12 protein-coding genes are annotated in these 13,875 nt (G+C 71.5%); 4 read left to right on the forward strand and 8 right to left on the reverse strand.

All coding sequences use genetic code 11. The features are described 5' to 3' along the window. Positions 1 to 193: 193 nt before the first annotated feature. On the forward strand, positions 194 to 3,028 hold the full coding sequence (locus tag KBO27_RS04170; protein ID WP_210969198.1) for an FAD-binding and (Fe-S)-binding domain-containing protein: 2,835 nt from the start codon (positions 194 to 196) through the stop codon (positions 3,026 to 3,028). Positions 3,029 to 3,034: 6 nt separating this feature from the next. Here the strand turns inward: KBO27_RS04170 and KBO27_RS04175 are convergent, their stop codons facing one another. From KBO27_RS04175 to lpdA, 5 genes are all read right to left on the reverse strand, one after another. After that, on the reverse strand, positions 3,035 to 3,298 hold the full coding sequence (locus tag KBO27_RS04175; RefSeq protein ID WP_210968659.1) for a hypothetical protein: 264 nt from the start codon (positions 3,296 to 3,298) through the stop codon (positions 3,035 to 3,037). A gap of 18 nt (positions 3,299 to 3,316) precedes the next feature. Then, positions 3,317 to 4,063 (reverse strand): lipoyl(octanoyl) transferase LipB, encoded by a 747-nt coding sequence (lipB, locus tag KBO27_RS04180; protein WP_210968660.1) that lies wholly within the window; start codon positions 4,061 to 4,063, stop codon positions 3,317 to 3,319. Between the two features lie 45 nt (positions 4,064 to 4,108). Then, positions 4,109 to 4,996, reverse strand: coding sequence for a TIGR01777 family oxidoreductase (locus tag KBO27_RS04185; RefSeq protein ID WP_210968661.1), 888 nt, complete (start codon positions 4,994 to 4,996; stop codon positions 4,109 to 4,111). A gap of 263 nt (positions 4,997 to 5,259) precedes the next feature. After that, positions 5,260 to 6,990 (reverse strand): 2-oxoglutarate dehydrogenase, E2 component, dihydrolipoamide succinyltransferase, encoded by a 1,731-nt coding sequence (sucB, locus tag KBO27_RS04190; protein ID WP_210968662.1) that lies wholly within the window; start codon positions 6,988 to 6,990, stop codon positions 5,260 to 5,262. 66 nt (positions 6,991 to 7,056) lie between these two features. Beyond that, positions 7,057 to 8,427, reverse strand: a complete 1,371-nt coding sequence (gene lpdA / locus KBO27_RS04195) for a dihydrolipoyl dehydrogenase (RefSeq protein ID WP_210968663.1) — start codon at positions 8,425 to 8,427, stop codon at positions 7,057 to 7,059. A 238-nt stretch (positions 8,428 to 8,665) separates the two neighbouring features. On the opposite strand from lpdA, the gene KBO27_RS04200 reads away from it, so the two are divergent. Then, positions 8,666 to 9,016 carry an oxidoreductase gene (locus tag KBO27_RS04200; protein ID WP_210968664.1) on the forward strand — a complete coding sequence of 117 codons (351 nt, stop codon included), beginning with the start codon at positions 8,666 to 8,668 and terminating at the stop codon, positions 9,014 to 9,016. Positions 9,017 to 9,092: 76 nt separating this feature from the next. On the opposite strand, the gene KBO27_RS04205 is transcribed toward KBO27_RS04200, so the two are convergent. After that, on the reverse strand, positions 9,093 to 9,593 hold the full coding sequence (locus KBO27_RS04205) for an OsmC family protein (protein WP_132672523.1): 501 nt from the start codon (positions 9,591 to 9,593) through the stop codon (positions 9,093 to 9,095). Positions 9,594 to 9,774: 181 nt separating this feature from the next. Continuing rightward, positions 9,775 to 11,262 (reverse strand): leucyl aminopeptidase, encoded by a 1,488-nt coding sequence (locus KBO27_RS04210; RefSeq protein ID WP_210968665.1) that lies wholly within the window; start codon positions 11,260 to 11,262, stop codon positions 9,775 to 9,777. Between the two features lie 192 nt (positions 11,263 to 11,454). Here KBO27_RS04210 and KBO27_RS04215 point away from each other — a divergent pair, with 192 nt between their 5' ends. Together KBO27_RS04215 and KBO27_RS04220 are read left to right on the forward strand one after the other, a co-directional pair. Further along, positions 11,455 to 12,711, forward strand: coding sequence for an APC family permease (locus KBO27_RS04215; RefSeq protein WP_210968666.1), 1,257 nt, complete (start codon positions 11,455 to 11,457; stop codon positions 12,709 to 12,711). 7 nt (positions 12,712 to 12,718) lie between these two features. Beyond that, a complete protein-coding gene (locus tag KBO27_RS04220) occupies positions 12,719 to 13,384 on the forward strand; it encodes a ribonuclease FAU-1 family protein (RefSeq protein WP_246536295.1) in 666 nt (221 codons plus the stop codon). A gap of 70 nt (positions 13,385 to 13,454) precedes the next feature. Here KBO27_RS04220 and KBO27_RS04225 read toward each other — a convergent pair whose 3' ends face one another. Beyond that, positions 13,455 to 13,751 carry a hypothetical protein gene (locus KBO27_RS04225; protein WP_132672526.1) on the reverse strand — a complete coding sequence of 99 codons (297 nt, stop codon included), beginning with the start codon at positions 13,749 to 13,751 and terminating at the stop codon, positions 13,455 to 13,457. Between the last annotated feature and the right edge of the window lie 124 nt (positions 13,752 to 13,875).

Genomic DNA, 13,875 nt, shown 5'->3' on the forward strand with positions numbered 1-13,875 from the left:
CCACCCCGCACGCTCGGGTTCCCCACCCCCTGACGCGAATCTAGAGTCCCTGCCGGGGACCCGGTTCCGCACCCTCGCCCCGGATTTCAGTGGAAGTCGGGCTCCGGGTTTCAGTGGAATCAGGTGCCGGGTTTCAGTGGAAGTCGGGTCCCCCGGGTTTCAGCGGGCATTGCGGGAGGTCGTGTTGTCACAGGTGGAAGCGGTCTCGTTGCAGCGGGAGCTCGACGCCGCGTTGCCCGGGAAGGTGCGGACCGACCGGACCGCCTGCGCGGCCTACGCCTCCGACGCGTCGATCTACCGGCGGGTGCCGCTGGCGATCGTCGAGCCGGAGGACGCCGCCGACGTCGCACTGGTGGTGCGGGCGGCGGCCGATGCCGGGGTCGCGGTGACCGCGCGGGGCGGCGGGACCTCGGTGGCGGGCAACGCCATCGGATCCGGCGTGGTGCTGGACTTCTCGCGGCGGATGGACCGGATCCTGGAGATCGATCCGCAGGCCCGCACCGCGCGGGTGCAGCCGGGCGTCGTGCTCGACGACCTGCGCGCGGCCGCTGCGGTGCACGGGCTGACCTTCGCGCCCGACCCGTCCACCCACTCCCGCTGCACGATCGGCGGGATGATCGGCAACAACGCTTGCGGCGCGCACTCCGTCGTCTGGGGCACCACGGCCGACAACGTCGTCGAGCTGCGGATGATCCGCGCCGACGGCAGCCCGCTCACCGCCACCGCGACCGGCGGCGACGACCCGGAGCTGGACGCGCGACTGCGCGAGCTGGTGGGTGAGAACCTCGCGCTGCTGCGCACCGAACTCGGCCGGTTCAGCCGGCAGGTCTCCGGCTACGGCCTCCAGCACCTGCTCCCGGAGCGGGGGTTCGACCTGGCCAAGGCCCTGGTCGGCAGCGAGAGCACCTGCGGGATCGTCACCGAGGCGACCGTGCGTCTGGTGCCGACGCCGATCGCTGGCGCGCTCGCGGTGATCGGCTTCCCGGACGTCTACCTGGCCGCGGAAGTCGCGCCGGAGCTCGCCGCGGCGGGAGCGATGACCGTCGAGGGGATGGGCGCCGACCTGCTCGCGGCGCTGCGGTCCCGGCCGGGCCGCGAGAGCGCGGGCCAAGCGCTGCCGGACGGTCGTGCCTGGCTCTACTGCGAAGCCGGAGCGGACACGCCCGACGAAGCCGAGCGGCGGGCCGAGGAGCTCGCGCGGCTGGCGACGTCGCGGATCGCGGGGGCGCGCTCGGTGGTCGTGACCGATCCTGGCCGGAGCCGCGAGCTGTGGCGGATCCGGGAGTCCGGAGCGGGCATCGTCACGCGCCTGTCCGACGGCGGCGAGGCGTGGCCGGGCTGGGAGGACTCCGCCGTCCCGCCCGAGAACCTGGCCTCCTACCTGCGGGATCTGTACGCGCTGCTGGATTCCCACGGCCTGCGCGGTGTTCCGTTCGGGCACTTCGGCGAAGGTTGCCTGCACCTGCGGGTCGACTTCCAGCTGGGCACCGAGGACGGTCTGGCCGCCTACCGGTCGTTCATCACCGAAGCCGCCCGGCTGGTCGCCTCCCACGGTGGTTCGGTGTCCGGGGAGCACGGCGACGGGCGGGCGCGCTCGGAGCTGCTGCGGCACATGTACTCCCGCCGCGCGCGGGAGTGCTTCGCGGAGTTCAAGCGGATCTTCGATCCCGGCGGAGTCCTCAACCCCGAGGTCCTGGTGGATCCGGCGCCGATCGACGCCGGTGTGCGGCCGGGACCGGGACATCGCGCGCTGGAGGTCACCCCGGTGCACGCGTTCAGCCGCGATCGGGGTTCGTTCGCCGCCGCCGTCGACCGCTGCGTCGGCGTCGGGGCCTGCCGCAACCTCGACACCGGGAGCATGTGCCCGTCGTTCAAGGTGACCCGTGACGAGGTGCACTCGACGCGGGGGAGGGCCAGGGTGTTGGCCGAGATGCTGCGCGGGGAGTCCGTCGAGGGCGGATGGCGGTCCGCCGAAGCGCTGGAGGCGCTGGACCTGTGCTTGTCCTGCAAGGCGTGCGCGAGCGACTGCCCGGTCAACGTCGACATGGCCACCTACAAGGCCGAGTTCCTGCACCACCACTACCGGGGCCGGCTGCGTCCGAGGGCGCACTACTCGATGGGCTGGCTGCCGGTGTGGACCCGGCTGATGTCGGCGGTGCCCGGTGCCGCCGTCGCCGTGAACCGGGTGCTGGCCGCGCGGCCGGTGTCGCAGCTGGTCGCACGGCTCGGCGGGATCGAGCGGCGGCGGGAGATGATCCGCTTCGCACCCCGATCGCTGGCCCGGCGCCTGCGGCGGCGCGAAGCCCGCGGCGGCGAGACCGTCGTGCTGTGGCCGGACACCTTCACCAACCACCTCAGCCCCGAGGTCGGCGAAGCGGCGGTGGAGGTGCTGGAGGCGCTGGGGTACCGGGTCGTGCTGCCGGAGGGATTCGTGTGCTGCGGCCTGACCTGGCACTCCACCGGTCAGCTGGGCACGGCCCGGAAGGTCCTGGCCCGCTCGCTGAAGGTCCTCGCGCCGCACCTGGCGGCCGGGCGCGCGGTGATCGGGCTCGAACCGTCGTGCACCGTGATGCTGCGCGACGAGGCCACCGAGCTGCTGCCCGACGACCCGCGCGCGAAGCGCCTGGCTGCTCAGACCAGGACGTTCGGTGAGTTCGTCGCCGCTCACGACGGTCCGCTGCCGTTCGGGCGGCTCGACGTCGAGGCCATCGCCCAGGTCCACTGCCACCAGGAGGCGAAGGGGAGCTGGGAACCGGACCGGGCACTGCTCGAACGCCTCGGCGTCGAACCCGACGTCATCTCCGCCGGATGCTGCGGTCTGGCGGGCAACTTCGGTTTCGAACCCGGGCACTGGGAGGTCTCCCAGGCGTGCGCGGAGCGCGAGCTCTACCCCAAGGTCCGCGAGGCCGGCGCGGACGCGCTCGTGCTGGCCGACGGCTTCTCCTGCCGCACCCAGATCGCGGAGGGGACTTCCCGCCGGGCGACCCACCTCGCCGAGGTGCTGCGGACGGCCCTCCGCAGTGGCTGACGCCGATCAGCGGAGCTGGTCGGCGACGTCGGAGGCCGCCGTGAGCAGGACGAGCGCCGGGATCGCGGCCTTCGGCCGGAGCCGGTAGGAACCGCGCTTGTCCTGCTCCACGAGGTTGGTCGCGGTCAGCGACTTGAGGTGGTGGTAGAGGCGGCCGGTCGAGCCCAGCTCGGCGGCCTCGGCCAGGTGGCCCCCGTAGCGCAGGCGGCCGCCGCTGGGCTCCGCGGCCGGTTCCGAACCGGCGGAGCGCTCGGACTCCAGGGCGGCCACGCGGGCTTCGACGCGCTGTCAGCGGAGGCTGGGGTCCAGCGCCAGGGTGACGCCCGCGGCGGCGGGCTGGTGGCGGGGGATGTTGCGCTCGACGAGTTCCAGCCGGCCGTCCAGCGCGTCCTGCACCGCCTGCTCGACCAGCGGATACACCTCGTCGACCGGGACGTCGCGACCGAGCTCGTCCGACAGCGACGTGGTCCCCGCGTCGGCGATGCCGCACGGCACGATGCGGTCGAACTCGCGCAGGTCGGCGTTGCAGTTGAGCTCCAGGCCGTGCATCGTCACGCCGCGCTGCACGCGGATGCCGATCGCGGCGATCTTGCGCTCCGGGCGTCCGTCGACCGCGGGCAGCCACACGCCGCTGCGGCCCTCCACCCGACCCGCGTCGAGGCCGAACTGGTCGCACACGTGGATCAGCGCCTGCTCCAGGCGGCGCACGTAGTCCACGACGTCGATCGGGTCGGACAGCTGCACGATCGGGTAGCCGACGATCTGGCCGGGGCCGTGCCAGGTGATCTTGCCACCGCGGTCCACGTCGATGACCGGCGTGCCGTCCGACGGGCGGTCCTCCGGCTGCGTCCGCTTGCCCGCCGTGTAGACCGACGGATGTTCCAGCAGCAGCAGGGTGTCGGGGTTCTGGCCCTCGACGCGGCCGGTGGCCAACTCGCGCTGCAGGTCCCAGGCGTCCAGGTAATCGATGGTTCCCAGGTGCCGCACGGCCATCGGCTCGGACGACTCGCGACACGAAGAATTGGCACGACTCACGGCGCCAGGCTACGCCTCCTGAACAGGGCGGCGGCCGAAGGTCGGTTACCTCCCGGTAGCCGCGGCCAGCGCTGCTCCCAGCGTCGGGTGCTGGAAGTTGAAACCGTTGGCCTCCAACACCGTCGGCATCGCCCGCTGACCGGTCAGCGCGGTGTCGGCGAGCTCGCCCATGGCGATCCGCAGCGCGAAACCGGGCACGACCCACGGAGCCGGGCGGCCCAGCGCCTCGCCGAGGGCGCGGGTGAACTCGGCGTTGGTGACCGGGGCCGGTCCGGTGAGGTTCACCGGCCCCGAGACGTCCGGGTTCTCCAGCGCGAACCGGATCGCGGCGATCTCGTCGTCCAGCGAGATCCAGGGCATGTACTGGGTCCCCGAACCGAGCCTGCCGCCGAGCATCAGCGAGAACAGCGGACGGAGCTGCCCGAGCAGACCGCCGGAAGGTGAGATCACCAGGCCGGTGCGCAGCAGCACGACCCGGGCACCGGCATCGGCCGCGGGCGCCGTCGCGGCTTCCCACCTGCGGCACAGCGTGGCCAGGAAGTCCGTGCCCGGCGGGGAGGTCTCGGTGGCCGGGTGCGAACCGGTGTCGCCGTAGAAGCCGACCGCCGACGCGTTGGCCAAGACCGGGACACCGGCCGCCGCGACCGCCCCCGCGATGACCTCGGTGGCGCGCACCCTGGCCTGCAGCAGGTGGCGCTTGCGCTCCGGGCTCCAGCGCTTGTCGCCGATGCCCGGCCCGCTCAGGTTCACCACCGCGTCCGCGCCGTCCAGCGCCTCGGCGTCCAGCTTCCCGGCGTCGGGGTCCCAGCTCCGCTCGTCCGGAGCGGCGGGCGCGCGGCGGACGAGCCGCACCACCTCGTGCTCACCTTGGCGGAGCCCGGCCACCAAGGACGTACCGATCAACCCTGACGATCCGGCGACGACGACGCGCATGTCCGGCATCGTCCCGCACCGGTGGGGCCCGCGCGAACCTTTCCGGTGCGAAAGAAGCGACCGCCCACCGAAACCGGTGAGCGGCCGCTTCTTCTTGTTCCAGGTGTGGGACTCAACTTGCTCCGCCGCGGGTTCTCAGACGTTCTCCGGGGAGGACGCCGCGACGCCGTGCATTGGCATACATCAGGAGTGGCGCCCGGACCCGGAGGACGTCTGAGGCTCCGCTACCCGCACCGCTGAGCAGGGTGAGTACGAACCCCTCTCTAGAGGCCGAGGTCGGCCTCGAACGCTCCCTCTTCCAGGCGCTGCTTGAGCGTGGTCAGGAAGCGGGCGGCGTCGGCGCCGTCGACCAGGCGGTGGTCGTAGGACAGCGCCAGGTAGACCATCGAGCGGATGGCGATCGTGTCGCCGCCGTTCTCGTCGGCCACCACGACCGGGCGCTTGACGACGGTGCCGGTGCCCAGCATGCCCACCTGCGGCGGGTTCAGGATCGGCGTGTCGAACAGCGCGCCCCGGCTACCGGTGTTGGTGATGGTGAAGGTGCCACCGGAGAGCTCGTCGGGCTTGATCTTGTTGTTGCGGGTCCGCGCCGCCAGGTCGGCGATCTTGCGGGCCAGCCCGCCGAGGTTGAGGTCCCCGGCGTCGTGGATCACCGGCGAGACCAGGCCGCGCTCGGTGTCCACCGCGATCGCGAGGTGCTCGGCGCCGTGGTAGGTCACCGAGGAGTTCTCCTCGTCGATCGAGGCGTTGAGCTTCGGGTGCAGCTTCAGCGCCTCGGCCGCGGCCTTGGCGAAGAACGGCAGGAACGAGAGCTTGACGCCCTCGGACGCCTCGAAGCTGCCCTTGGCGCGGTCGCGGAGCCGGGCGATCCGGGTGACGTCGACCTCGATCACCGTGGTCAGCTGGGCCGCGGTCTGCAGCGACTCGACCATGCGGCGGGCCAGCAGCTGCCGCAGGCGCGACATCTTCTGCGTGGTGCCGCGCAGCGCCTTGGCCTCGTCCGACGGCTCGACCGCGGTGACCGGGGCGGAGCTCGTCGCCGCGGCGGCCGGAGCGGCCGGAGCGGCCGGAGCGGTCTGGGCCGGGGCCTGCTTGGCGTCGATCGCGGCCTGGACGTCCTGCTTGCGGATGCGACCGCCGACGCCGCTGCCCTTGATCGAGGTCAGGTCGATGCCGTGCTCGTTGGCCAGCTTGCGCACCAGCGGAGTCACGTACGGAGCGCCACCGTTGTTCGCCGGCGCCTCTTCCTCCTGAGCCGGAGCGGCCGGGGCTGCGGCGGGAGCAGCCGGAGCGGCCGGAGCCGGAGCAGCGGCGGCCGGAGCAGCCGGGGGTTCCGGAGCGGGCTCGGGAGCCGGGGCGGCGGGCGCGGCGGCACCGGCGGCGCCGATCACGGCCAGCTTGGCGCCGACCTCGACGGTGTCGTCCTCACCGGCGCTGATCTCCAGCAGCGTGCCGGCCACCGGCGACGGGATTTCGGTGTCGACCTTGTCGGTGGAGACCTCCAGCAGCGGCTCGTCGACCTCGACCGACTCGCCGATCTGCTTGAGCCACCGGGTGATCGTGCCTTCGGCGACGCTCTCGCCCAGGGCGGGCATGGTCACGTCGGTGCCCTGCCCACCACCGGAGGGGGCGGCCGGGGCCGGAGCGGGCTCGGCCGCCGGAGCGGCGGGGGCCTCGGCGGCGGGAGCGGGCTCGGGCTCAGGCTCCGGCTCCGGCTCGGCGGCAGGAGCCGCGGCCGGGGCGGCGGACGCCTCGCCGGCGTCGCCGATGACGGCGAGCTCGCCGCCGATCTCAACGGTGTCGTCCTCCTGGGCGACGATGCGCTGCAGCACGCCGGCGGCCGGGGACGGGATTTCGGTGTCGACCTTGTCGGTGGAGACCTCGAGCAGGGGTTCGTCGACCTCGACGGTCTCGCCCTCCTGCTTGAGCCACCGGGTGATCGTGCCCTCGGCGACGCTCTCGCCGAGCGCCGGCATCTGAACGGAGAAGGCCATCGGTTGCTGACTCCTCGTGGGTGTGGCGGGGTGCGGCTGTCTTTTCGCTGCTGCTGCGTGCGGCTGTCAGCCGTGCACGTGCAGCGGCTTGCCGGCCAGGGCGAGGTGCGCCTCGCCCAGAGCTTCGGTCTGGGTGGGGTGGGCGTGGACCAGCGGAGCGACGTCCTCCGGCAGCGCCTCCCAGTTGTAGATCAGCTGCGCCTCGCCGATGAGCTCACCGACGCGGTCGCCGACCATGTGCAGGCCGACGACGGGGCCGTCGGTCGCGCGGATCAGCTTGACCGCGCCCTGGGTCTTGAGGATCTGGCTCTTGCCGTTGCCCGCCAGGTCGTAGGTGAAGGTCTCCACCGAGCCGTACTGCTCCTTGGCGGCGGCTTCGGTCAGGCCCACCGAGGCGACCTCGGGGTGGCAGTAGGTCACGCGCGGGATGCCGGCCTCGTCGATCGGCTGCGGGTTCAGGCCCGCGATCTCCTCGGCGATGAAAATGCCCTGCTGGAAGCCGCGGTGCGCCAGCTGCAGGCCCGGCACGATGTCGCCGACGGCGAACACGCCCGGGACGTTGGTGCGCAGGCGCTCGTCGGTGCGCACGAAACCGCGCTCCATGGTGACGCCGACCTGCTCGAAGCCGTGTCCGGCGGTGTTCGGGCCGCGGCCGACGGCGACCAGCAGCAGGTCGGCGTCGTAGGTCTCGCCGTTCTCCAGGCTGACCGACACGCCGTCGTCGCTCTGGGTGGCGCCGGTGAACTTCACGCCGGTCTTGAACTTGATGCCGCGCTTGCGGAAGGCGCGCTCCAGGCGCTTCGAGGCGAACTCGTCCTCGTTGGGCACCAGGTGCGGCAGCGCTTCCACGACGGTGACCTCGGCGCCGAACGAGGCCCAGACGCTGGCGAACTCCACGCCGATCACGCCGCCGCCGAGCACGACGACCTTGTTCGGGATGAAGTCCAGGTTCAGCGCCTGCTCGCTGGCGATGACGCGCCCGCCGAGCTCCAGGCCGGGCAGCGTCTTGGAGTAGGAACCGGTGGCCAGAACCACGTTCTTGCCGGTGTAGCGGGTGCCGTCGACCTCGACGGTGTTGGCGTCGACGAGGGTGCCCGCACCCTCGACCATCGTCACCTTGTGGGCCTTGGCCAGGCCCTGCAGGCCCTTGTACAGGCCCGAGACGATGTTGTCCTTGTACTTGTTGACACCGTCGATGTCGATGCCTTCGAGGGCGGCGCGCACCCCGAACTGGTCGGCGTCTCGGGTGGAATCGGCGACCTCGGCCGCGTGCAGCAGGGCCTTGGTCGGGATGCAACCTCGGTGAAGGCAGGTCCCACCGAGCTTGTCCTTTTCAATGAGGACGACGGACAGGCCGAGCTCGGCCGCGCGGAAAGCGCAGGCGTAGCCGCCCGAACCGCCGCCGAGAATGACCAGATCGGCGGACGTGTCGGTCACTTCGCACTCCTCGACAGGGCGTCATTGACTTGCGGTTGGTCGCGTGACCTGGTGGTCATGCACACCACCAGCCATCTTGTCACCACCCGAGCGGCCGATGCGCGGTGGGCCGGGTGATCTGTGCTGCATTCATCACCTGGGCGCCGCGCATTCTCAGCTCGTTTTCACACTCCGCACATGGTCGCGGTGGCAAAATCGAATGCAGTCGGCCCGAATCGGGATTGGGGAGGGGAGTTCGGTGGGCTTATTCGACCGGTTCCGCAACCGCCGTCCCGGCACCGGGCGACGCGCCACGGCCGCGGACACCGACCACCTCCGGAACTGGGCGGCGCAGCGCCGCGGTGTCGAGGGCTACCTCGAACCGCAGACGTTGGTCACCGAGACGACGTTGCTGCTCATCGCCCACGACGGGGAATGGACGCGTCGGCGGATCGAGTCGCCTTCGGCGGCCGGGCGCTTCACCCGTCGGCTCGGCATTCCGCTCTACGAAGTCGCGAAGGTCGGATATCCGCAACGAATGCGCGATTACCAGGCCCGGCAGCGCATTCTCCGCAAGCGCGCGCAGCGCGCCGCCGACGAACGGCCGTGAACGCGCGAGTCGCGGTTTTTCGCGGATTCGCTGCGCGCACGGCCGCGGGTGAAGGCTGAATCGATTCGTCGGTGAATCAGTTCGCGACGCGCGTCGTCGGCGTGCACCGCACCGGGAACGTCACGGACTTGGCGATGTAGCAGAGCTCGTGGGCGCGCTCGTGCAGCGCTTCGGCGACGTCGACGGTCGCCAGGTCGCAGACGGTGACCTCCGGTGCCAGCTCGATGGCCTCGAACTGGCCGGTGCCGTCGGAGTTCTCGGTCAGGATGCCGCGAGCGTGGTCGTGGTAGCCGGTGACGACGACGCCGGAGTCGGCCGCGAGGTGCAGGAACCAGAGCATGTGGCACTGCGACAGCGATGCGACCAGGAGCTCTTCGGGGTTGTAGCGGTCCGCGTCACCCAGGAACACCGGGTCTGCGGAGGCGTCGATGGAGTCCTTGCCGACGGCTCGCACCTCGTGGGTGCGCTCGTAGCTGTGGTAGGAGCTGGTGCCCTGGCCGGTGTTGCCGGTCCACACCACGTCGACCTGATAGCCGTGCCTGGCCGCGGTCAGCGTGGCCGGTTGCGATTCGGTCATAAACCCATCGTGACATCGGCACACCCCGCAGTGGTGACCTTTTCGTGACCCGGATCACAAAGACAGGGCCGAGGTCACCCCGGGTTGAACTTCTCGTTCCGCATCGTGGGCGGTTCGCCGGGTTCCGCCCGGAGCCGACCGGGTTGGTCGGCCGGCTCCGGGCGGGCCGGCGAGTGCGGGCTCAGCCGTTCTCGGCGATGTCGGCGAGCACCGCCGCGAGGGTCCGGACCGGGACACCGGTGCCGCCCTTGGGCGTGTAGCCCCACGGCGAGTTGGTGTTGTAGGACGGGCCCGCGATGTCGATGTGCGCCCACTGCACGCCTTCGGCCACGAACTCCCGGAGGAAGATGCCCGCGGCCAGCATGCCGCCCCAGCGGTGGTTGGTGACGTTGGCCAGGTCGGCGAGCTTCGAGTCCAGGTCCGCGCGCAGCTCGTCCGGCAGCGGCATCGGCCAGCCGCCCTCGCCCACGGCCTGCGACAGCCTGGCGACCCGGTCGCGGAAACCGTCCTCGCCCATCACGCCCGGGGTGCGGTTGCCCAGCGCGACGACCTGCGCACCGGTCAGCGTCGAGGTCTCGATCAGGTAGTCGGGCTCGTCCTCGCAGGCGCGGGCCATCGCGTCGACCAGGATCAGCCGGCCCTCGGCGTCGGTGTTGAGCACCTCGACGGTCTTGCCGCCGTACATCTTCAGCACGTCACCGGGGCGGTAGGCGGTGCCCGACGGCATGTTCTCCGCCATCGGGACGGTCGCGGTGATCTCCAGCGGGTAGTTCAGCTTCGCCGCCAGCACCATCGTCGCGATCACCGAAGCGGCACCGGACATGTCCGAGGTCATGTTCTCCATGCCCGCGCCCGGCTTCAGCGAGATGCCGCCGGTGTCGAAGGTGATGCCCTTGCCGACCAGCGCGACCTTCTTCGCCGCCTTCGGGCCCTTGTGCCGCAGGCGCACCATGCGCGGCGGGCGCGACGAGCCCGCGCCGACGCCGAGGATGCCGCCGAAGCCCTGCTTGCGCAGCGCCGCCTCGTCGAGGACCTCGACCTCCAGGCCGGCGGCCTTGGCCAGCTCGGTGGCGCGCTCGGCGAAGGAGGCCGGGAACAGGTCGTTCGCCGGGGTGTTGATCAGGTCGCGGGCGGTGTTGACCGCCTCGCCGATCGCGGTGCCGCCCTTGAGCGCGTGGGCGGCGGTGTCGGCCTTGGCGTCGGCGACCACGAAGTCCACCGCGGCCACCGGGCCGTCACCGTCGCTCGACTTGTACTGGGTGAAGGCGTAGGCGCCCATGACCGTGCCCTGCACCGCGGCGGGCAGGTCGGCGGCGGGCAGCGTGGTCGCGGCGTGCTCCACACCGGACAGCGCGCGAGCGGCGGCACCGGAGGCGCGGCGGACCGCCTCGGCGCTCGGGCCGTCCTCGCCGGCCTTGCCCAGGCCGACGGCCACCAGCACGGTCGCGGCCAGCCCGTGGGCGGGCAGCTTGACGACCTCATCGGCCTTCCCGCTCGCGCCCAGCGAGGTCAGCACCTTGACCAGGTCGCCGTCGAAGGCCGTGGCGACCGGCTCGGCACCGGGTGCGAGCCGCAGGCCGTCGGCGCCGGAAACGGTGCCGATGACGAGCGCGTCCGCGCTCAGCTTGGCCACCGCGGTGTCGGTGAGGGCGAGTTTCGGGGTCGTCACGTGGTCATCCTCCGGATCGGTGCCTTTCCCGCACTCTAGAACGCCGGGTCCGCCGATGATCGGCGTGTTCACCGTGAGCGTGGCGGGAAGGGCAGTGGTCAACACGTCCGTCATACGCTCACCGGCGGTCTCCCGCCATGAGTCAGCCGACAGGAGGCTGAAGTGCCCGCACTCGTCTGCAAGGGTGGTCCGGTGACCCGACAGGTGGAAACGGACAGCCGGTCCACGACCGGCCGCGACGCGTTACCGCTCGCGCTCAGCGGCATGGTCGGCATCGGCGTGCTGCTCGGACCCGCACCCGCAGCGGCGGCGGCCGGACCGTGGGCGCCGCTGGGACTGCTGGTCGCGCTGCTGGCAGCGGTGTGCGCGTCCTCGGCCGTCGCCTACCAGTCCCGAGCCCACCGCGGGCCCGGCGCGACCTACGCGTGCGTGCGCGAGCGGATGGGCCTGCTGCCCGCCCGCATCGGCGCCTCGGCCCACCTGGCCGCGCAGGTCGCCGCGATCGCCGCGATCGCCCGCGTGATCGGCGAGTTCTTCCTGCCGTCGGCCAGCGCCCTGGTGGCGGGGGCCGCGATCCTGCTCGTGGTCCTCTCGGCGACCACCGGGCTTCGGATCCGCGGTGCCGCGGCCTGGTTGTGGGTCGCGCTGAGCTTGGCGGTGATCGCGCTGGTGGTGGCGATCTGCTTCGCCATCGACCCGGTCGGAGGACTTCCCGCGCACGTCGACCCCGGCGCCTCCAACGAGAGCGCCGTGGGGATCATCGGCGCAGGTGGGGTGCTGTTCCTCGCGTTCACCGGTTTCGAGCGACTCGCCGCGCCCGCCGAGGACGGCGACCGCGCGCCCTGGGCGGCGACCCGCCGCGCGATCACGATCTCGCTGATCGCGGTGACGGTGCTGTTGGCGGTGATGACCGCGGCCCTGACCTACCAGCTCGGCTGGGAGCGCCTGGCGCTGTCGCCGATGCCGATCCGCGACGTCCTCACCGCCGCCGCTGCCGCCGACCTGGTGCCGCTGGTGAGCGTCGGGGCGGCCGTCGCGCTGCTGCCGGTGCTGCTGGGCGCGCTGGAATCGCTTCGCTCGACGGGGCTGGGGATGGTGCGCGACGGCGAGCTCCCGCCAGTCCTGGGCCGCACCGGTCCCGCCGGAACCCCGTACCTGCTGGACCTGATCGCCGGGGTCGCGGCGGTGATCGTCTCCCAGCTGATCGACCCGATCGCGTTGATGTCCTTCGCGGCCTGCGCGCTGCTCCTGCACTACGCTCTTGCCAACGCAGGCGCCCGTTTGCTGCTCTCCGATGGACCCACTTGGCCCATGCGGGGTGCATGCCTTGGGATGGGTTTGTCGGTCGTGCTGGCGATGAGCATGCCGGTTTCTGCGATGCTGACAACGCTCGGAGTGGTTGTTGTCGGTCCTTTGCTGGCGGGAATCGTTTCGCGCCGGTGGAAATGAGGCGGTCATGCCCAATTCGATTGTGGACGAGATGACCTGGAATTCTCAGCGCTACCAGTGGTCCTCGGGCGACCAGGTGCTCTACAGCTTCTGGCGCCTGGACGGCTCGCTCGGGAACGTGCACCCGGCTCGCGTCGTCTCCGACGACGGCGAGGAGCTGCTGTGCTGGGTGCTGCCGGACACCCCGGTCCGGACCACGACCTCCCCGGACGGGCGGCACCCGCGTGAATTGCCGCTCGCGGAGCGGTTCTCCGGACCGCGCGTGCCGGCCCTGTCGACCTGGCGCGGTACCTCGACGTTGCGCTTGGTCCACGAGAGCCGGTGGTCGTCGGTGTGGTGGTTCTTCGAACCGAGCGGGGAATTCCGGAACTGGTACGTCAATCTCGAAATCCCGCGCGGCCGGGACGAATACGGCGTGCGGCGGGTCGACGGCGTGCTGGACGTGGAGGTCATGGCGGACGGCAGTTGGTCCTGGAAGGACGAGGACGAGCTCGACGACGCGCTGGCCGCAGGCCGTTTCAGCCACGCCGAACTGGCGAAGCTGCGCGCCGAGGGAGAGGAGATGATCTCCCTGGCCAAGGACGGCGCGTTCCCCTTCGACGGGACCTACTGCGACGCCCGTCCGGACCCGTCCTGGTCCGTCCCGAAGCTCCCCGCGCACCTGCTCAGCTGATCCGAGCGGCGTGAACCGCTCAGGTTCCCCTGCTCGCACCGCGAAGCAAGGTGGGTGCGATCAAAGTTCGTCAGCTGATCGAGATGAACAGCAGAAGGGTGATCACCGCGACCAGGACGGTCGTGCCGACCACCGAGCCGGTGGTCACCTGCTGCGGGAACCACTGCTGGTACTTGTTGCGCCACCAGAAGGCCCAGCCCGCGGCCCCGATCGCTGCGAGGACGACGCCGAACACGCCGATCCAGGCGTAGCCGAGGGTGAGCAGCATGCCCGCGCCGAACGGCATCAGGCCGGCCAGCACACCTGCGCGGACGTCCTGGGGGACCGAGGTGGGCTGCGGCGCGGGGGTGTTCTGGGCCTGCGTCATGGCTCCATCATATGTCGCCCGCCGCGGAGGAATCAGCAGAATCTCCGCGTCCGTTTAGCAACGCCCGGATACTTGGATGACCAACTGACGCCAAGCCGGTTTTCACTGCTCCAGCGCACGCGAT

The sequence above is a fragment of the Saccharopolyspora endophytica genome, assembly GCF_018070075.1.
Taxonomy (GTDB): Bacteria; Actinomycetota; Actinomycetes; order Mycobacteriales; family Pseudonocardiaceae; genus Saccharopolyspora; species Saccharopolyspora endophytica.